General features: G+C 70.4%; 17 protein-coding genes and 1 tRNA gene. 6 read left to right on the plus strand and 12 right to left on the minus strand.

The window, feature by feature from the left end:
* Nucleotides 1-82: 82 nt before the first annotated feature.
* Both IEY56_RS22615 and nth read right to left on the minus strand, forming a co-directional pair.
* Nucleotides 83-745: an NUDIX hydrolase gene (locus tag IEY56_RS22615; RefSeq protein ID WP_229712133.1), complete on the minus strand. Its 663-nt coding sequence runs from the start codon at nt 743-745 to the stop codon at nt 83-85.
* Between the two features lie 65 nt (nt 746-810).
* Nucleotides 811-1,836, minus strand: coding sequence for an endonuclease III (gene nth, locus IEY56_RS22620; RefSeq protein WP_189039121.1), 1,026 nt, complete (start codon nt 1,834-1,836; stop codon nt 811-813).
* Between the two features lie 265 nt (nt 1,837-2,101).
* On the opposite strand from nth, the gene IEY56_RS22625 reads away from it, so the two are divergent.
* Nucleotides 2,102-2,776, plus strand: coding sequence for a Crp/Fnr family transcriptional regulator (locus IEY56_RS22625; RefSeq protein ID WP_028438501.1), 675 nt, complete (start codon nt 2,102-2,104; stop codon nt 2,774-2,776).
* Nucleotides 2,777-2,906: 130 nt separating this feature from the next.
* Here IEY56_RS22625 and IEY56_RS22630 read toward each other — a convergent pair whose 3' ends face one another.
* The 4 genes from IEY56_RS22630 to sp36 form a co-directional block, all read right to left on the minus strand.
* A complete protein-coding gene (locus tag IEY56_RS22630) occupies nt 2,907-3,749 on the minus strand; it encodes an MBL fold metallo-hydrolase (RefSeq protein ID WP_189039122.1) in 843 nt (280 codons plus the stop codon).
* Nucleotides 3,746-4,750: an NUDIX hydrolase gene (locus IEY56_RS22635; RefSeq protein WP_229712121.1), complete on the minus strand. Its 1,005-nt coding sequence runs from the start codon at nt 4,748-4,750 to the stop codon at nt 3,746-3,748. The genes IEY56_RS22630 and IEY56_RS22635 overlap by 4 nt, the downstream gene beginning before the upstream one ends.
* 285 nt (nt 4,751-5,035) lie before the next feature.
* On the minus strand, nt 5,036-5,509 hold the full coding sequence (locus IEY56_RS22640) for a RidA family protein (RefSeq protein WP_189039123.1): 474 nt from the start codon (nt 5,507-5,509) through the stop codon (nt 5,036-5,038).
* Nucleotides 5,506-5,661, minus strand: a complete 156-nt coding sequence (sp36, locus tag IEY56_RS22645; RefSeq protein WP_074467952.1) for a Sp36 family protein — start codon at nt 5,659-5,661, stop codon at nt 5,506-5,508. The genes IEY56_RS22640 and sp36 overlap by 4 nt, the downstream gene beginning before the upstream one ends.
* A gap of 44 nt (nt 5,662-5,705) precedes the next feature.
* Here sp36 and bagA point away from each other — a divergent pair, with 44 nt between their 5' ends.
* Both bagA and bagB read left to right on the plus strand, forming a co-directional pair.
* Nucleotides 5,706-6,692, plus strand: coding sequence for an ATPase BagA (gene bagA, locus IEY56_RS22650; RefSeq protein WP_189039124.1), 987 nt, complete (start codon nt 5,706-5,708; stop codon nt 6,690-6,692).
* Nucleotides 6,689-8,023, plus strand: coding sequence for an ATPase BagB (gene bagB / locus IEY56_RS22655; RefSeq protein ID WP_189039125.1), 1,335 nt, complete (start codon nt 6,689-6,691; stop codon nt 8,021-8,023). Before bagA ends, bagB begins: the two co-directional genes overlap by 4 nt.
* A gap of 539 nt (nt 8,024-8,562) precedes the next feature.
* On the opposite strand, the gene IEY56_RS22660 is transcribed toward bagB, so the two are convergent.
* Nucleotides 8,563-8,925, minus strand: a complete 363-nt coding sequence (locus IEY56_RS22660; RefSeq protein ID WP_045865961.1) for a WhiB family transcriptional regulator — start codon at nt 8,923-8,925, stop codon at nt 8,563-8,565.
* 413 nt (nt 8,926-9,338) lie between these two features.
* On the opposite strand from IEY56_RS22660, the gene IEY56_RS22665 reads away from it, so the two are divergent.
* Nucleotides 9,339-11,639 (plus strand): transglycosylase domain-containing protein, encoded by a 2,301-nt coding sequence (locus tag IEY56_RS22665; protein WP_189039126.1) that lies wholly within the window; start codon nt 9,339-9,341, stop codon nt 11,637-11,639.
* Between the two features lie 356 nt (nt 11,640-11,995).
* Here the strand turns inward: IEY56_RS22665 and IEY56_RS22670 are convergent, their stop codons facing one another.
* A complete protein-coding gene (locus IEY56_RS22670) occupies nt 11,996-12,463 on the minus strand; it encodes a GatB/YqeY domain-containing protein (RefSeq protein WP_045865963.1) in 468 nt (155 codons plus the stop codon).
* 156 nt (nt 12,464-12,619) lie between these two features.
* Here IEY56_RS22670 and IEY56_RS22675 point away from each other — a divergent pair, with 156 nt between their 5' ends.
* Nucleotides 12,620-13,549 (plus strand): metallophosphoesterase, encoded by a 930-nt coding sequence (locus IEY56_RS22675; protein ID WP_189039127.1) that lies wholly within the window; start codon nt 12,620-12,622, stop codon nt 13,547-13,549.
* A gap of 277 nt (nt 13,550-13,826) precedes the next feature.
* Nucleotides 13,827-13,900: transfer RNA gene (locus tag IEY56_RS22680), tRNA-Pro, on the plus strand.
* A 117-nt stretch (nt 13,901-14,017) separates the two neighbouring features.
* Here IEY56_RS22680 and IEY56_RS22685 read toward each other — a convergent pair.
* From IEY56_RS22685 to IEY56_RS22695, 4 genes are all read right to left on the minus strand, one after another.
* On the minus strand, nt 14,018-15,529 hold the full coding sequence (locus tag IEY56_RS22685; protein ID WP_189039128.1) for a tyrosine-type recombinase/integrase: 1,512 nt from the start codon (nt 15,527-15,529) through the stop codon (nt 14,018-14,020).
* A 72-nt stretch (nt 15,530-15,601) separates the two neighbouring features.
* Nucleotides 15,602-15,970: a helix-turn-helix domain-containing protein gene (locus IEY56_RS28665; protein WP_229712122.1), complete on the minus strand. Its 369-nt coding sequence runs from the start codon at nt 15,968-15,970 to the stop codon at nt 15,602-15,604.
* A gap of 96 nt (nt 15,971-16,066) precedes the next feature.
* A complete protein-coding gene (locus tag IEY56_RS22690) occupies nt 16,067-17,326 on the minus strand; it encodes a DUF3631 domain-containing protein (protein ID WP_189039129.1) in 1,260 nt (419 codons plus the stop codon).
* Nucleotides 17,323-17,538: a hypothetical protein gene (locus IEY56_RS22695; RefSeq protein WP_189039169.1), complete on the minus strand. Its 216-nt coding sequence runs from the start codon at nt 17,536-17,538 to the stop codon at nt 17,323-17,325. The genes IEY56_RS22690 and IEY56_RS22695 overlap by 4 nt, the downstream gene beginning before the upstream one ends.
* Nucleotides 17,539-17,558 lie beyond the last annotated feature (20 nt).

The following is a 17,558-nucleotide window of genomic DNA, read 5'->3' on the forward strand; positions in this document are numbered from 1 at the left end:
CCGGTCGCGGGTACGGGGCAGCGGGGCCGCCGGGCCGTCCAGCACGTCATTCGTCTCTTCTCCTCGTCGGGTGGAAGGCGGCTCACGCACGCCAGTCGAGGGGTACCCGCCTGTCGCGGTCCCAGGGCCTCTCCCATCCGGCGTGGTGCAGGATCCGGTCGATGACGCCCGCGGTGAAGCCCCACACGAGGGCCGGCCCGACGCTGAAGGCCGGGCCGGTGTGGCCCGAGGGATGAGCCGCCATGGCGCGGTTCGCCGGGTCCGCCAGCTCGGAGACGGGGACCGTGAAGACCCGCGCCGTCTCCGCGGGGTCGACGGGCTCCACCGGAGTGGGGCGGCGCCACCAGGCCAGTACGGGCGTGACCACGAAATCGCTCACCGGGATGTACAGCGCCGGCAGCGTCGCGAAGATCTGCACCCCCGACGGGTCGAGGCCGGTCTCCTCCTCCGCCTCGCGCAGCGCGGCCCGCAGCGGGCCGTCGCCGTCCGGGTCGCCGTCCTCCGGATCGAGGGCGCCGCCGGGGAACGAGGGCTGGCCCGCATGGGAGCGGAGGCTGGACGCCCGCTCCATCAGCAGCAGTTCCGGCCCGTCGGCGCCCTCGCCGAAGAGCACGAGCACCGCCGAGCGGCGCCCCTCCCCGTCGGCCGGAGGCAGGAACCGGCTCAGCTGGCGGGCCTCGAGGGTGCCGGCGGCCCGCGCCACGGGCGTCAGCCAGTCCGGCAGGCCGCTGTCGTCGACGTCCACGGGGGCCGCGGGACGGCCGCCGTGGAGCGCGGAGCCGTCGCACGCCGGGCCTGTACGAGGTCCGCTCACCGGGCCGCCCCGTTGCCGCCCAGCGGAGGGGCCGGCGTCCCCGGATAGTCGGGCGGGGGCTTGAGACGCTGGCCGGGCTGGCCGCCCATCTCGTACTTGAGCAGCTTCTTCGCCTTCTCCGGATCGACCTCCCCCTCGCCGTACGAGGGGCACAGCTGCGCTATCGGGCACGCGCCGCACGCCGGCTTGCGCGAATGGCAGATGCGCCGGCCGTGGAAGATCGTCCGGTGCGAGAACATCGTCCACTCGCTCTTGGGGAGCAGGTCCGCGATCTCCGTCTCGACCTTGTCCGCGTCCGTCTGCTCAGTGAGCTTCCAGCGGCGCACGAGCCGGCCGAAGTGCGTGTCGACGGTGAGGCCCGGCACGCCGAACGCGTTGCCGAGCACCACGAAGGCGGTCTTGCGGCCCACGCCCGGCAGCGAGACCAAGTCCTCTATCCGGCCGGGGACCTCGCCGCCGAACCTGTCGCACAGCGCCGCGGACAGGCCGAGCACGGACTTGGCCTTGGCCCGGAAGAAGCCCGTCGGACGGAGGATCTCCTCGAGCTTCTCGGGGTCCGCCGCGGCCATGTCCTCCGGCGTGGGGTACGCGGCGAAGAGCGCCGGGGTCGTCTGGTTGACGCGCAGGTCCGTGGTCTGGGCGGAGAGCACCGTGGCGACGAGGAGCTGGAAGGGGTTCTCGAAGTCGAGCTCGGGGTGCGCGTAGTAGTACACCTCGCTCAGCTCGCGGTTGATGCGGCGGGCGCGGCGGACCTTGGCGAGACGGGACTCGGCGGCCGGGGGCCTGGCGGGCGTCTTCGCGGCGACAGGCTTCTTCGCAGGCGTCCTGCCCGCGGAGGTCTTCTTGGCGGCATCGGACTTCTTCGCGGTCGCCTTCTTCGCCGTGGCGTCCGTCGGGGCTGCCTTCCCCGTGGCCTTCCGCGTGACGGCCCTTTTCGCTCCCGCCCCCGCGGCCGCTTCCTCCGCCTTCGCCTGGCTTGTTCTCTTCACGGGCTCCTGTTCGCCCACAGCGGAATCTCCCATCGCGCTCACCCGTCCGGCCCCGCTCCGCGTGCGCTCACCGGGGCAATGGACACCCGGCCAGACTAGAGGGACCCGATGACATCCGCCCCGCACGAAGGCAATTCACAGCCCAATCGGCCCCCTGCCTTCGGGGGTGCGGGGTGCGTGCGTCAAACTTGTGACTGATCGCACTGTTTCACCCTCCGGCATCATGGGGTTCTACGGTCCCCTCGGCCCCCGGGCCGGGGAGGTTTCATCCATGGGCAGGTCGACAAGGAGAGAACTCGTGGACGACGTTCTGCGGCGCGCCCCACTCTTCGCGGCGCTCGATGAGGAGCAAGCCGCTGAGCTGCGCGCCTCCATGTCGGAGACCACGCTCGCGCGCAGTGAGGCCCTCTTCCACGAGGGCGACCCGGGCGACCGTCTCTACGTAGTGACCGAGGGGAAGGTGAAGCTCCACCGCACCTCCCCGGACGGCCGCGAGAACATGCTGGCCGTCCTGGGGCCCGGCGAGCTGATCGGCGAGCTGTCCCTCTTCGACCCGGGCCCGCGCACGGCCACCGCCTCCGCGCTGACCGAGGTCAAGCTGCTCGGACTGGGCCACGGGGACCTGCAGCCCTGGCTCAACGTGCGTCCCGAGGTCGCCTCCGCCCTGCTCCGCGCCATCGCGCGCAGGCTGCGCCGCACCAACGACTCGATGTCCGACCTCGTCTTCTCGGACGTCCCGGGCCGCGTCGCCAAGCAGCTCCTGGACCTGTCGCGCCGCTTCGGCGTGCAGTCCGAAGAAGGCATCCACGTCGTGCACGACCTCACGCAGGAAGAGCTGGCCCAGCTCGTGGGCGCCTCCCGCGAGACGGTGAACAAGGCCCTCGCCGACTTCGCCGGACGCGGATGGCTGCGCCTCGAGGCCCGCGCCGTGATCCTGCTCGACATCGAGCGGCTGGCCAAGCGGAGCCGCTGACACGCGCCAGAAGCAGTTCATAAGGGGCGTCCTCTTCGGAGGGCGCCCCTTACGTTCGCCACCGCGCGGGACGCGGCCGCCGTGCGCCGGGAGGCGGGCCGGCCCATGGGAGACGGGCCGCGCCGCTCCGTCAGGGCGTCTCCGGAGAGATCCCCCGCTCGCGCAGATACACGAGCTGTGCACGCACCGACAGCTCCGCCGCGGGCCACAGGGACCGGTCGACGTCGGCGTAGACGTGCGCGACCACCTCGGAGGGCGTGCGGAAGCCGCTGCGCACAGCGGTCTCGATCTGCGCGAGACGTTGCCGGCGGTGCGCCAGGTAGAAGTCGACGACTCCCTGGGCGTCCTCCAGGACCGGACCGTGCCCCGGCAGGACGGTCGACACCCCGTCGTCCGCGGTCAGCGACCGGAGCCGGCGCAGCGAGTCCAGGTAGTCGCCCAGCCGTCCGTCCGGGTGCGCCACGACAGTCGTACCGCGCCCCAGCACCGTGTCGCCCGTCAGTACGGCGCCCTCCGCGGGCAGGTGGAAGCAGAGCGAGTCGGCGGTGTGGCCGGGGGTCGGCACCACGCGCAGTTCGAGACCGCCGGTGTCGACGACGTCGCCCGCGGCCAGGCCCTCGTCCCCGAGGCGGAGGGCCGGATCGAGCGCCCGTACGGACGTTCCCGACAGTTCCGCGAACCGTGCCGCGCCCTCCGCGTGGTCGGGATGGCCGTGGGTGAGCAGGGTGAGCGCCACGCGCTTCCCCGCGCGCTCTGCCGTGTCGATCACGTGGCGCAGGTGTTCCTCGTCGAGCGGACCGGGGTCGACGACGACGGCGAGATCGGAGTCCGGCTCGGCGACGATCCAGGTGTTCGTGCCGTCGAGGGTCATGGCGGAGGGATTCGGGGCCAGCACGCAGTGGGCGCGGGCGGTCGCCGGGCCGCTGATCACGCCGCCGCGCGGCTGGCCGGGCAGGGAGGCGGCGGCGGTCATGCCGTGCTCCCGTCTCCCGTCGCACTGTCCGCGACGGCACTGTCCGGCATTCCACTGTCCGCGCCGCCGCCCGCGCTGTCGCTCGCGGACGCCGCTCCAGGCCGGGTGCTGTCCACGTCGACGCGCTTGGTGAACTCGTCGTGGCCCGGCCAGCTGAGCACGACCTGGCCGTCCTCCAGCCGTGCCTCCGCGAGCACCGGCGAGAGGTCCCGCCGCGCACTCGCCCGCAGCGCCTCGGCCGCCGAACCGTACGGAGCGAGCTGGCGCAGCATGGCGATCGTGGGCGGCATCATGAGCAGCTCGCCGCGGTCGTAGCCGCCGGCCGCGTCGTCGGGACGCGTCCAGACCGTGCGGTCCGCCTCGGTCGACGCGTTGCGGGTGCGCTGGCCCTCCGGGAGCGCGGCCACGAAGAACCAGGTGTCGTAGCGGCGTGCCTCGAACTCGGGGGTGATCCAGTGCGACCAGCCGCCCAGCAGGTCGCTGCGGAGGACCAGGCCGCGCTGCTGCAGGAAGTCGGCGAAGGACAGTTCGTGCGCGACGAGAGCCGCGCGGTCGCGTTCCCAGTCGTCACCTGTCGTGTCGTCCACGACGCTCGACTCGTCCGGGCCGGCGAGCAGTACGCCCGCCTCCTCGAACGTCTCGCGCACGGCCGCGCAGACGATCGCCTGAGCGGTCGCCTCGTCCGTACCGAAACGTTCCGCCCACTCCGTACGGGAGGGGCCCGCCCAGCCGTCGCCGGGCCTGCGGCCGCCGGTGCCCCAGTGCTCGTCGCGCGGGTCGACGCCGCCGCCGGGGTAGGCGTACGCGCCGCCCGCGAAGGGCATGGACGTGCGCCGCCGCAGCATGTACACCGATGGGCCGCCGCCGGGGGTGTCGCGCAGCAGCATGACCGTCGCGGCCAGCCGCGGCGTCACTGGCGTGAGCTCGCCCGCGGCCAGGGCGCGGATACGGGCCGGCCATTCCGGGGGGTACCACTGACCGTTCGTGGAGGAGGACGACATGGGCGGATGCTACGGGCCCTCGCTGCGATGTTCGAGAGGGGCCAGGGGCCGCCTCGCCGACAGCGGCGCCCGGCCGGGGCCCGGCGCCGCAGGAAGGACGGGCACGCCGTCCCGCCTGCGGACGTCCGCCACGGCGCTGCGGTCACCTGCGCGAGCAGGACACTGAGACCACGCGCAGCCGCAGCGGCACACGGTCAGTACAACGGCCCGCTTACGGACAGCGGTACGACGCGTAGCCGGTGCGACGCCAGGTCAGTACAACCGGTCAGCGCGACCCGCGCGCAGTCACTCCGACCAGTCGGCGAGCTCGACCTGGATCTCGACCTCGACCGGCGCGTCCATCGGGAGCACCGCGACGCCCACCGCGCTCCGCGCGTGCACGCCCCTGTCGCCGAGGACCTCGTGCAGCAGTTCACTGGCCCCGTTGAGCACCCCGGGCTGCCCTGTGAAGTCGGGCGCGGACGCCACGAAGCCGGTGACCTTCACGACACGGACGACGCGCTCCAGACCGCCCGCTACCGAAGCCACCGCCGCCAGCGCGTTCAACGCGCACGTACGCGCGAGGTCCTTGGCCTCCTCCGGCGTGACCTCCGCACCGACCTTGCCGGTCATCGGCAGCTTGCCGTCCACGAACGGCACCTGCCCCGCCGTGTAGACGTACCGCCCGCTGCGCAGCGCCGGAACGTACGCCCCCGCCGGAGTCGCCACGTCGGGCAGCGTGATGCCCAGCTCCGCGAGCCTGGCCTCGACGCTGCTCACTGCTTCTCCCGCTTCAGGTAGGCCACCAGCTGCTCGGAGTTGGGCCCCGGTACGACCTGGACGAGCTCCCAGCCGTCCTCGCCCCAGGTGTCCAGGATCTGCTTCGTCGCGTGGACGAGCAACGGCACTGTCGAGTATTCCCACTTCGTCATGGTGCCGAGCGTAGCCCGTCGGTTCCCTGGTTAGGCTCCCGGGCGTGAGCAGGCTGCATGTGGTGACGGGCAAGGGCGGGACCGGCAAGACGACGGTCGCCGCCGCACTCGCGCTGGCCCTGGCCAGCGGCGGTAGGCGGACGCTTCTCGTCGAGGTCGAGGGCAGACAGGGCATCGCCCAGCTCTTCGAGACGGAGGCGCTCCCCTACGAGGAGCGGAAGATCGCCGTCGCGCACGACGGCGGCGAGGTCCACGCCCTGGCTATAGACCCCGAACGGGCCCTGCTGGACTACCTGCAGATGTTCTACAAGCTGGGCAGCGCCGGCCGCGCGCTGAAGAAGCTCGGCGCGATCGACTTCGCCACGACCATCGCGCCGGGACTCCGTGACGTACTGCTGACGGGCAAGGCCTGCGAGGCGGTTCGGCGCCGCGACAAGAACGACCGCCGCGTGTACGACGCCGTGGTCATGGACGCGCCCCCCACGGGGCGCATCACCCGCTTCCTCGGGGTCAACGAGGAGGTCGCAGGCCTCGCCAAGGTCGGGCCCGTGCACAACCAGGCGCAGGCCGTGATGCGGGTGCTGAAGTCGCCCGAGACCGCCGTCCACTTGGTGACGCTGCTGGAGGAGATGCCCGTACAGGAGACGGTCGACGGGGTGGCGGAACTCCGCGCGGCGGGCCTCCCGGTGGGGGCCGTCCTCGTCAACATGGTGCGGCCGCACCTCCTCGACGAGGCGCTGCTGGACCGGGCGGAGAGCGGAGGCCCGGACGGTTCCGCCGGACACGTCGCCGGGGCACTCGGCCGCGCGGGGCTGCCCCATGGGGACCGGCTGGTGGCTCCGCTGCTGGAGCAGGCGCGCGAGCACGCGGAACGCGTGGGGCTGGAGAGCGACCAGCGCGCCGCGCTGGCGGAGCTGGAGCTGCCCGTCTACGAACTCGGTCTGCTCGGCGAGGGAATCGAACTCGCAGGTCTTTACCAGCTCGCCGCGGACCTGCGCGAACAGTTGCCACCGTCCAGGGAGGCGGCATGACCGACGATAGGACCGCTCCGCCCCGGAAGTCCGCCGGCTCAGGAGCCGGCTCCGCGCCCGGCGGCAATCCGCTGGCCGCGGAAGTACCCCTGGCCGTCGACCCGTTGCTCGACGACCCGGCCACCCGGATCATCGTCTGCTGCGGGGCGGGAGGCGTCGGCAAGACGACCACGGCTGCCGCACTGGGCGTGCGCGCGGCGGAACGCGGCCGCAGGACCGTCGTACTGACCATCGATCCGGCACGCCGTCTCGCACAGTCGATAGGCCTCACCGAACTCGACAACACCCCGCGCCCCGTCCCCGGCATCGACGGCGCGGCAGGCGGCGAACTGCACGCGATGATGCTCGACATGAAGCGGACCTTCGACGAGATCGTCGAGGCCCACGCCGACCCCGAGCGTGCCCAGGCCATCCTCGGCAACCCCTTCTACCAGTCGCTGTCGGCGGGCTTCGCGGGGACGCAGGAGTACATGGCGATGGAGAAGCTGGGGCAGCTGCGCTCCCCTTCGGACGGCGGTGAAGAGTGGGACCTGATCGTCGTCGACACCCCTCCCTCGCGTTCCGCTCTGGACTTCCTCGACGCCCCGAAGCGGCTGGGCTCCTTCCTCGACGGCCGCTTCATCAGGATGCTGATGGCCCCGGCGAAGGCCGGTGGCCGTGCCGGCATGAAGTTCGTCAACCTCGGGATGGCCGGCCTCTCGATGTTCACCGGCGCGCTCAACAAGCTGCTCGGCACGGGGCTGCTGAGCGACGTGCAGACGTTCGTCGCCGCTATGGACACCATGTTCGGCGGCTTCCGCACCCGCGCCGACGCGACCTACCGGCTGCTGCAGGCACCGGGCACGGCCTTCCTCGTGGTGGCCGCGCCGGAGCGGGACGCGCTGCGCGAGGCGGCGTACTTCGTGGAGCGGCTGGCCGAGGACCACATGCCGCTGGCCGGTCTGGTGCTCAACCGCGTTCACGGCAGCGGCGCCGCCGGCCTGAGTGCGGAGCGGGCTCTCGCGGCGGCGGAAAATCTTGAAGAGGGCCGCATTGTGGATCGAGGGGACGGGAAGGACGAGAAGGACGGCGCCCCCTCCCCCGGGCGGCCCGGCACCGAGGACGAAGCCGAAGACGCAGAGGAAGCCGATGAGCTGGCGGCCGCGCTTCTCCGGCTGCACGCCGAGCGCATGCAGCTGCTGACGCGTGAGCGCCGCACCCGCGACCGCTTCGCCGCCCTGCACCCCGAGGTGCCCGTCGCCGAAGTGGGCGCGCTCGCAGGCGACGTACACGACCTCACCGGACTGCGGGCGATCGGCGCCCAGTTGGCGCACGCGGCAGAGACCGCCTGACGCGCCCCGCACCCTCACCGCCAGATGCTCAGCCCGTCCGAGGCCGTCCAGCGCTCGACCCACCAGCGGTTCCGGGTGGATCGCGGTCCGGTCGCGCCTGCGCTCCGGCTCGGGGCACAGCGCAGCGTCGCGCACCGTCCGGCACAGAACGCGGACGGGGCCCGCGTGCCGGCCCGATGGGGGTTGCCGGTCGGCACGAGGCCCGATCCGTAAGCGCTGCGTCTCGTCCGGAGTCACCCGACAACGAGGTGGTGCGCCACCACGAGAGCGCCCGCGGGCCCGGCCGCTGGTCGCGGCCGGCCCGTCGGACTTCTGCACGCCTCCGTACACCTCTCGCGGCTGTACGTCTTTCAATCGGCGGACGCCGTCCCGGGTCAGGGAACGGACAGGTCACGGCAGCCCCGCGCACTCTCGTACACGGTGGTGCCCAAGTCGTCGTCACATGACGCGAGCAGCCGTGCCGCTGGTCCTGCTGCGGCAGTCCGGCCGTCGGTCACCCGGCCGGTCGGTCGCCCGGCCTCTCGCGTACGCCGTGGAGTTCAGCCCGCCGCTGCGTAGTCCTTCACGGCGTTCACGGCGTAGTCCTTCGCCTCCTCAAGGTCCAGGGGCAGCATGCCTCCCGAGTCGCGCTCGTACTCGCTGCGCGCTGTCTCGAGCAGGCGGCGCCAAGAAGTGACCGTCGGACGCCGGCGCAACAACGCCCTGCGCTCCCGCTCGGTCATTCCGCCCCAGACACCGAACTCCACTCGGTTGTCCAGAGCATCGGCCAGACACTCGGTGCGCACAGGGCACCCGGTGCAGACGGCCTTGGCGCGGTTCTGTGCCGCTCCTTGCACGAACAGTTCATCCGGATCGGTAGTGCGGCAGGCTGCCTGCGCACTCCAGTCGGTTACCCAGCCCATAGCCGGCGCCGTCCTCTCCCGAATCGAGGCTCCCCCACGGCGGCGAACGGCATATTCACCGTTGCCAGATGGTGACGTTACGGAAGGTGGGCAGGGCGCAACACCCCCTGCGGGCCCAAACTTGGATGGCCCGAACGGACTATGTGGGCGCGACAGATCACCCACCGGAGTGACGCGGTGACAACCTGGGACTTCAGAAGCGAAGCAGGTGGACCGCGAAAGCGATGGGGCGCGACTTACGAGACACATCACGACAGTTGGCGCTGTTCCGGACAATCCTCATCACTCACAGGAGTGAGAAATGAGGCAGTTGCGGTGCGATGCCGCGATGACGGTGTGAGGTTCGATGTGCCCATCAGCTTAGGCGAACAGAGGCTCCCCTGTCCGGCAATTGAGAACGTAGGCTGATCGGCATGGTGAAGAAGGGGTCGAGCGGCGCAGGCGTGCCCGTATCGCAGCAGGCGGCCAAGTTCCTCGGGGTCAGTGTGCTGGCGGGCGCGGTCCTGGCAGGGCTGGCGCTGCCCGCTGCCGGCGGCCTCGGTCTGATGGCGAAAGGCACCGTCGAGGGGTTCGACGAGCTGCCCGCCAACCTCAAGCGCCCGCCGCTGAGTCAGCGCACCACGATCCTGGACGCGGACGGCGGCGAGATCGCGAAGATCTACTCACGCGACCGCACGGTGGTCGATCTGAAGGACGTCTCGCCGACCATGCGCAAGGCCATCGTCGCGATCGAGGACGCCCGCTTCTACAAGCACGGCGCCGTGGACCTCAAGGGCATCCTCCGCGCCCTCAACCGCAACGCGCAGAACGGCGAAGTCGAGGAAGGCGCCTCCTCGCTCACCCAGCAGTACGTCAAGAACGTCTTCGTGGAGGAGGCGGGCGACGACCCGGACAAGGTCGCGCAGGCCACCCGCCAGACCATCGGCCGGAAGATCAAGGAACTCAAGTACGCGATCCAGGTCGAGGAGAGCCTCGGGAAGAAGAAGATCCTCGAGAACTACCTCAACATCACCTTCTTCGGGCAGCAGGCCTACGGCATCGAGGCTGCCGCGCAGCGCTACTTCTCCAAGCCCGCCAAGGAACTCGATCTGGCCGAGTCGGCCCTGCTGGCCGGGCTCGTGCAGTCGCCCGCGCGGTACGACCCCGTCCAGCACGAGCACGCGGCCGAGAAGCGGCGCAACACCGTGCTCTCCCGCATGGAGGCCCTCGGCCACATCAGCGCGAAGGAGGCCCGGGAGGCTCGTGAGGAGCCCCTCGGCCTGGACGTCAGCAAGCCGCGGAACGGCTGCATCACCGCCTCCCGCGGCGCCGGCTTCTTCTGCGACTACGTACGCGAAGTGGTCCTCAACGACCCGGCGTTCGGCAAGACGGCCAAGGCCCGGGCGAAGCGCTGGAACCAGGGCGGCCTGACGGTCAGGACGACGCTGGACCCGAAGGCCCAGAAGTCCGTCGAGGCCTCGGTGAAGGGCCATGTGAACCAGTCGGACAAGGTGGCGACGGCCGCGTCCATCGTCGAGCCCGGAACCGGCCGCATCCTGGCGATGGGTCAGTCGCGGCCGTACGGGTTCGGCAAGAACGAGACGCAGATCAACCTCTCCGTCGACCAGGACATGGGCGGCGGCGCCGGCTATCAGCCGGGCTCCACCTTCAAGCCGGTCATCGCGGCGGCCGCGCTGGAGCGCGGGATGAGCGTGTACAAGAAGTACCCCTCGCCGTACAAGATGAAGTACCCCTCCCCCGTGCAGACCTGCAACGGGCAGTGGAACGGCAGCGCGCCGGTGGAGAACGAGAACCGGCGCGAGGTCGGCCCGTACGAGATGAAGGAGGCGACCGCGAAGTCGGTCAACACCTACTTCGTCTCCCTCATCAGCGAGACCGGCGTCTGCCCCGTCACGGAGATGGCGGAGAAGATGGGCATCCAGCGGGCCGACGGCAAGAAGATCGACCAGGTGCCGTCGATCTCCCTCGGCACGCAGGAGATGTCCCCCCTGACGATGGCCGAGGGCTACGCGACGTTCGCCAACCGCGGGGTGCACTGCACGCCCGTCGCCCTGAAGTCGATCACCGACGCCGACGGCAAGTCGCTTCCCGTCCCGAAGACTTCGTGCACGCGGGCCATGAGCCAGCGCACCGCCGACACCGTCAACTCGCTGCTGCGCGGCGTCGTCGAGGACGGCACCGGAAAGAAGGCGGGGCTGAGCGGGCGCGACAGCGCGGGCAAGACCGGTACGACCGACCAGCGTTACGCCGCCTGGTTCGTCGGCTACACGCCGAACATGTCCGGCGCCGTCTGGGTCGGGGACCCCGCGCACAAGACGCAGATGACGAACATCAGCATCGGCGGCGTCTACCACGACAAGGTGTTCGGCGGTGAAGTCCCCGGCCCCATCTGGCGGGACGCCATGGCGGGTGCTCTGGCGGGCGAGCCCGCGCCGGACTTCAACCACGTCCCCATCAGGGACGGCAAGGGGAAGGGCAAGGGCAAGGGCCGCGACAAGCCGAAGCCGCCGGACGACGACAGCCCCTGGCCCGACATCACGCTGCCGCCGGACTTCATCGGCGGCGGAGGCAACGGCGGCGCAGACACCGGCGCGACAGGCGGTCCCGGCGGCGGCTCCAACGCCGGTGCGGACGGCGGCACCGCCGACGGCGGCGGAGGGTTCCCGTTCGGCGGCAACGGCAACGGCGGCCGGGGCGGGCCGGGCGGCCGCTAGGGGCTGTCTGACAAATGGCGCCGTTCGCCCGGAGGGCGGGGCTCGCGTCGTCTGGTGCGTGCGGATACAAGGCGGAGGTCCGTCCTCGTAGTGGGCTACTCGGTCGGTCCGACAACGCAGCAGACGTGCGTGCCAGACGGCGCGAGCCAGGCGGGATTTGTCAGACAGGCCCTAGCAGCGGCACCGACGTCCGGCGGCAGCATTCACCTGGCCGCAGAGACCGTGCGAGTCATACGTGAGGGGCGCCCCCCTGGGGGCGCCCCTCACGCGTACGCGGTGCCTCGCCGCCCGGCGGCCCCGTCCGTCCCGCCCCGTCCGTCGGACGATCGCGGCAGGAGGCTGCACGGGGGCGAGCGTCAGCCCTCCGCCAGCCGCTTCTTGACGGCGGCGGCCACCCGGCCGCCCTCCGCCCGTCCAGCCACCTTCGGGTTGACGATCTTCATGACGGCGCCCATGGCCCGCGGACCCTCGGCGCCACCGGCCTGCGCCTCGGCCACAGCCTCGCCGACCAGCGCGTCCAGTTCCTCGTCCGTGAGCTGCTTCGGCAGGTAGTCGGCGAGCACCTCGCCCTCCGCGCGCTCGCGATCGGCCTGTTCGGTACGCCCGCCGCCGGCGAACGCCTCCGCCGCCTCCCGGCGCTTCTTCGCCTCCCGGGTGATCACCGACTGCACCTCGTCGTCGGTGAGTTCACGCGCCGACTTGCCCGCGACCTCTTCCTTCGTGATCGCTGCGAGGGTCATGCGAAGGGTGGCGGAGCGGAGCTCGTCGCGCTTCTTGATCGCTGCGGTCAGGTCGTCCTGCAGCCGGGACTTGAGCGTAGTCATAGCGTCTTCGTGTCCTCCAGAGATTCAGGGGCCATCATCTCTCATGCCCCGTGCGCCGCACCCGTGGATATCGGCGCAGCGGACATCCGCGCGGCGGCCGCACCCCGCCCACGGCGGCGAATGCGGGCCGCGGGCCGTGTCTGCGAACATGGGCACATGCGCGCCCGATACGGAATTCCGCTCACCCTGACGGCACTCGGCGCGGCCTGCGTCGGCTACGCGACGGTCGTGGAGCCCCGGTCCTTCCGCCTTCGACGCGTCACCGTCCCCGTGCTGCCGCCCGGCATGGACTCGCTGCGCGTACTGCACGTGTCGGACATCCACATGGTGAGCGGGCAGCGCAAGAAGCAGCGCTGGCTGCAGTCGCTCGCCGGGCTCCGTCCCGACTTCGTCGTCAACACGGGCGACAACCTCTCGGACCCGGAGGCCGTGCCCGAGGTGCTGGACGCGCTCGGCCCGCTCATGGAGCTGCCCGGCGCATACGTCTTCGGCTCCAACGACTACTACGGGCCGAAGCTGCGCAACCCCGCCCGCTACCTGCTGGAGAAGGCGAGCGGGCGCCACGGCCTCAACGGCAACCCGCCCGCCGTCGGCGCCGTACACAACCCGTGGGAAGGCATGCGCGACGCCTTCGACAAGGCCGGATGGGTCGGGCTCAGCAACACCCGCGGACGCTTGAAACTCGACACCGGGCAGGAGATCGGCCTCACCGGCCTCGACGACCCCCACATCAAGCGGGACCGCTACAGCGCCGTCATCGGCGGGCCCCAGGAGGACGCGGACTTCTCGCTGGCGGTCGTGCACGCTCCGTATTTGCGCGTACTCGACGCCTTCACGGCCGACCGGTACCCGCTCATCCTCGCCGGTCACACCCACGGGGGACAGCTGTGCGTCCCCTTCTACGGGGCGCTCGTCACCAACTGCGACCTGGACACCTCGCGGGTCAAGGGCCTCTCCAGCCACCGGGCGGGCGGACGTACCTCCTACCTGCACGTCTCCGCGGGCTGCGGCGCCAACCGCTACACACCGGTGCGCTTCGCCTGCCCGCCGGAAGCGACGCTGCTGACGCTGACGAGCCGGCCGTAGGGGCTGGTGGGGGCGGGCTACGGGTCGACCTCGAGGGCCTGGCCCTGGCGGTCGGTCGTGATCAACGGGGGTGTGAGGCTCGTGGGAGCCGGGTTCCCGGGTGCTCGGGCCGAGGGTCGGCCGGGCACGGGCCCGACCGCTGATCACGCTGAGGCGGAGCAGCACGTCAGGACAGGCAGCTCACCCTGAGCCGAGGCCGCCTGGCGGCGGACGGTAGCCGCACGGAAACCGGATTTCGCCTGAGCGTCCGGCTGGGCTAAAGTAGTGCGCGTTGCTTCGGGGTGTGGCGCAGCTTGGCAGCGCGCTTCGTTCGGGACGAAGAGGTCGTGGGTTCAAATCCCGCCACCCCGACAGATGAAGTAGCAGGTCAGGGCCAGTCATCCTCCATGGATGACTGGCCCTGACTCGTGCTCGGTGGCCTCTGGGGAGTAAACGGGGAGTGGATCAAGGAAATTCACTCCCCAGTCGTCACCCCTGATGCCCTCTCAGCAAGGCATCGAGGGCGCGCACCGGGGACCGCGAATGCATGGCCAACCTTGCAGTCAACGCTTCCTCCCACTGTTCGGTCAGCTCGTCCATGAGCCGATTCCTCATTCGCGCGGTGATGTGTGAGTAACGCGCCTGCACCGAGCCATCCTCATGGCCCATGCGCTCATCCATCAGCTTGGGCGGAGTCCCAAGCTCCTCCATGGCTGTCTTGTGCGAGTGCCTGAGGCCGTGCGGAGTGAGTCCCCGTGCGATCGGCAGCCAGCACGCGTCTGCACGGCCAGAGGCGTTCCGTCCTCGCGCTGGCACCCCTGGCCACGGGTGCGCCAAGACGGGTACCGGGCGCGCCTCCTGTGGGGCCTTCTTCGGGTACCACCCCGTCGTGGCCGGATGGAACAGCCAGGTCGCGAACCCGGTACGGCGCCAGTGCGCAGCCGTCTCTCCCGACTGGCCGGCACGGACGTACCCGAGTTCCGCGACCGCCGACTCGACTCTGATCCGTGTCCGCTCCGCAACAGCATCCGGCCGGTTCAGCACGTTCGAGACTGTTGCCGGGGAGACATCGGCGCGACGGGCGACGTCGACCAGCTTCGCGCCGACGTGCCGGGCGGCTCCGTTGGCTGGACCGTTGCCACGGAACACGTAGACGTGCTCGTGGCAGGGGCAGGGTGTCGATTCGGTGCGGGTGATATGGCTCGCGACCATGCCGGCCAGCCACTTTGGGATGTCGACGGTCCGGTAGGAGTCGTCCTTCGGTGGGCAGCGCTCGAACTCTCCCGAGTCAAGTTCGTAGAGCTGCCACTCCACCCGCACTGAGGCGGCGCGGACGAACTTGCGCTCCAAGCCGACGATTTCGCCCCATCGCATGCCGGTGTAGCCCTTCAGGACCACGGCTACGAATTCGTCGTCACGGCCAGACAGTAGAGAGGCCCTCTCGGCTGTCAGCAGGATGCCGAGAGCGTCGGTCACCACCTTCTCGGGGCCGCGGTTTCGGGAGCGGCCGGCGCGCTTGCCACGGCCTCGCCGTTTAGTCGCCGGATTGGAGTCACGAAGTCCTTCGTCGACAGCGTCCGCGAGGATGAGGTGCAGCGTGCCATGCCAGGTCTTCACGCTGGATGCGGCGTAGAGCTTCCGCTCCTTCTTCTCCCAGGCACCGATGTCCGTGGGTTGGATGTCGGCGATGGGCTTGTCCTCGAAAGCGGGGAGGAGGTGTTCCTCGATGTGCCGCTTGTAGTTCTGCATGGTGGACGCGGCCAGTTCCTGCGCCGCGTACCAGCGGTTCACGTACTCGCCGAAGGTCTCCTTTCCGGCCTTCGGGTCCCGATAGCCGACCTCTCTGACCTTGGCCTCCGCATCATTCGCTGCCTTCGCGGCCTCGCGCTTAGTGGCGAATCGGATCGTGGAACCGTTGGCGTCCACCACGGTGCGGAGAACGCCGGGTGCAATCCAGTACCGACCCCGGTAGTAGTCGGCGCGCTTCTCGCCGTAGCCCATGAGCACCTTTCACGACAAGCGGAGGGGTGGAGGCCCTGGTTGGCCTCCACCCCTCCGCGATCAGTTCATCTGTCAAGCGGCGTTCCGTGTGCGCCTCGGGCGGCGTGCACGGAGACTCACTACGGGTCCCATCGGCTGCGTCTGAACTCGGCGATGAGGTACGGCCTCGCTCTCAGTGGGACTTGCTGCCGGACGGGGCCGCTCTTCGAGGATGTGGAAGATCTCCCGGACGTGATCAGTGGTGAAGCGGTAGCTGCCGCCGCTCTTCATGAAGGGGATGCGTCGTCGTCGGGCTTGTTCCTTGACCCACCACTCCGAGCACCCAAGGGATGTCGCCACCTCCGCCGCCGAATAGCTCGGGGGGAGCCCAGTCTCTCTCGACACCTTCGTGACTCCTCTCTGCCTTCTGGGGAATCCGCAACATCCGCCACGCCGCAACATTGCTGGTCAGCGGCTTGGATTTGTGGCGGATGCCGGTTGTGTTGCGGATAGGTGCCGACACGCGAAGGCGTGTCGGCACCTATCCAGCGAGTCGGGTTAGCTGACGCTGCGCAGGGCGCGTGTTTCGGCTTCGGCGAGCATGTGGCGGTTCTCGGATGAGTCTTCCGCCACAGATTCACCCTCGTTGACCTGCGGTGTTGCGGCTGTTGCGGCTGTTGCGGATTCTCCGGGGGTGGGGGGGCAGTAGCGGGCCCAGGCGTCGCTGAGGTCTTCCGCGTAGTAGCCCTTGGGGGTGCCGCTGCCGACCCGGATTCCGCGTGGGCGGATGGGGGTGTTGTCGGGACGGACGTACTGCTTGAGGAGCTTGGACAGGCCGCGGGAGGTGAGCGGCTTTCCGTCGTCGGTCAGGTCGCCCCATGGAGCGTCATCGAGTCCGAGGAGGACTTCGAGGATGGCGGCGGTGGGCATGCGGTCGACGCCGCAGAAGACGCGGTCGCGCAGGTCGGTCAACAGCCGTACTCCGAGGGAGGCTTCGTCGCCTTCCTGCGCGGCCTTGATCAGGGTGAGGCAGGCGGCGCGGGCCCGCTCGGGCCAGTGGCCGCCGGCTGCGTCGGCGACTGCGAGGAGCGGCTCCCACACGTCGGCGGGCCGGTCGGAGACACCTTCGGGCATCTCCGGCCACGCCTGGGCGACCTGGTCGTGGATGGTGGCGGTCCAGTCGGCGAGGCGGTCACGCAGGGCGTGTCCCTGCTTCTCGTGGACGCGCCGCCGGTAGGGCTCGCACTTCTCGTTCGGTGCCTTCTTGCGCATCCGGATGATGATGGAGCGGGTCAGGATCGTGTCCGGCAGCGAGCCGAGACCGGCCATGGCGACCGCGCAGAACGAGTCGAACCATCCGGCCTTCTGGTCGGAGCCGTCTCCGATGCAGCGCAGGGACTTCGCGCCGCGGCGGTAGCCGGAGTTGAGGAACCCGCGGACCTCTTCGTTGCCGCCTGCTTTGGGGCCGAAGACGGTGTCGATCTCGTCAAAGAGGAGCGTGGGGCCTCCTTCGTCTGCCGCCACGAGCCGGAAGAGCGCGTTGGCGGAGGCGTTGACGGTGGTCGCCGCGCGAGGAGTGAGGGTTTCGATGATCTCCAGCGCTCGGGACTTCCCTGAACCCGGCTCCGGGCTCAGGAAGGCGAGGCGGGCGGTGCCATCGAGTGCGTCGATGAGGTGGGCGTGCGCGTCCCACAACGCCACAGCCACGTAGGCGGCTTCGGTCGGAAAGATGTTGAAGCGACGGTGGAAGGCCTCGACTTCATCGAGCAGCGCCGCGCCGTCGATCGGCTCCGGCGGTGTCTTCTTGGGTGGGGTCATGCTGCGCTCCGGGTGGTCTCAGGAGTCTCTGGCTGGCCGGTGCAGGTCTCGCGATGGGCGGTGTAGGCCTCGATGAGGACTCGCACGCGCTCCCGGCCGCGGGCGTGCCGGGATCGGCCGCACCGGCACACGGCGGTCGCTGACGGGATGGCTCGCCAGTCCGGTGGGGCGATGACGTGCAGCCCCACGAACGGCTCGATGATCTGGCTCATGTCGCCTCCCTGCCGCTGGA

Source organism: Streptomyces daqingensis, from assembly GCF_014645895.1.
GTDB lineage: Bacteria > Actinomycetota > Actinomycetes > Streptomycetales > Streptomycetaceae > Streptomyces > Streptomyces daqingensis.

Excerpts from the sequence above, each read along its gene's own strand:
- IEY56_RS22670 (WP_045865963.1), bottom strand. The coding sequence starts at position 12,463 with ATGACTACGCTCAAGTCCCGGCTGCAGGACGACCTGACCGCAGCGATC.
- IEY56_RS28665 (WP_229712122.1), bottom strand. The coding sequence starts at position 15,970 with ATGTTGCGGCGTGGCGGATGTTGCGGATTCCCCAGAAGGCAGAGAGGA.
- IEY56_RS22665 (WP_189039126.1), top strand. The coding sequence starts at position 9,339 with ATGGTGAAGAAGGGGTCGAGCGGCGCAGGCGTGCCCGTATCGCAGCAG.
- IEY56_RS22690 (WP_189039129.1), bottom strand. The coding sequence starts at position 17,326 with ATGACCCCACCCAAGAAGACACCGCCGGAGCCGATCGACGGCGCGGCG.
- IEY56_RS22630 (WP_189039122.1), bottom strand. The coding sequence starts at position 3,749 with ATGACCGCCGCCGCCTCCCTGCCCGGCCAGCCGCGCGGCGGCGTGATC.
- bagB (WP_189039125.1), top strand. The coding sequence starts at position 6,689 with ATGACCGACGATAGGACCGCTCCGCCCCGGAAGTCCGCCGGCTCAGGA.
- nth (WP_189039121.1), bottom strand. The coding sequence starts at position 1,836 with ATGGGAGATTCCGCTGTGGGCGAACAGGAGCCCGTGAAGAGAACAAGC.
- IEY56_RS22635 (WP_229712121.1), bottom strand. The coding sequence starts at position 4,750 with ATGTCGTCCTCCTCCACGAACGGTCAGTGGTACCCCCCGGAATGGCCG.
- IEY56_RS22695 (WP_189039169.1), bottom strand. The coding sequence starts at position 17,538 with ATGAGCCAGATCATCGAGCCGTTCGTGGGGCTGCACGTCATCGCCCCA.
- sp36 (WP_074467952.1), bottom strand. The coding sequence starts at position 5,661 with ATGACGAAGTGGGAATACTCGACAGTGCCGTTGCTCGTCCACGCGACG.
- IEY56_RS22685 (WP_189039128.1), bottom strand. The coding sequence starts at position 15,529 with ATGGGCTACGGCGAGAAGCGCGCCGACTACTACCGGGGTCGGTACTGG.
- IEY56_RS22660 (WP_045865961.1), bottom strand. The coding sequence starts at position 8,925 with ATGGGCTGGGTAACCGACTGGAGTGCGCAGGCAGCCTGCCGCACTACC.
- IEY56_RS22675 (WP_189039127.1), top strand. The coding sequence starts at position 12,620 with ATGCGCGCCCGATACGGAATTCCGCTCACCCTGACGGCACTCGGCGCG.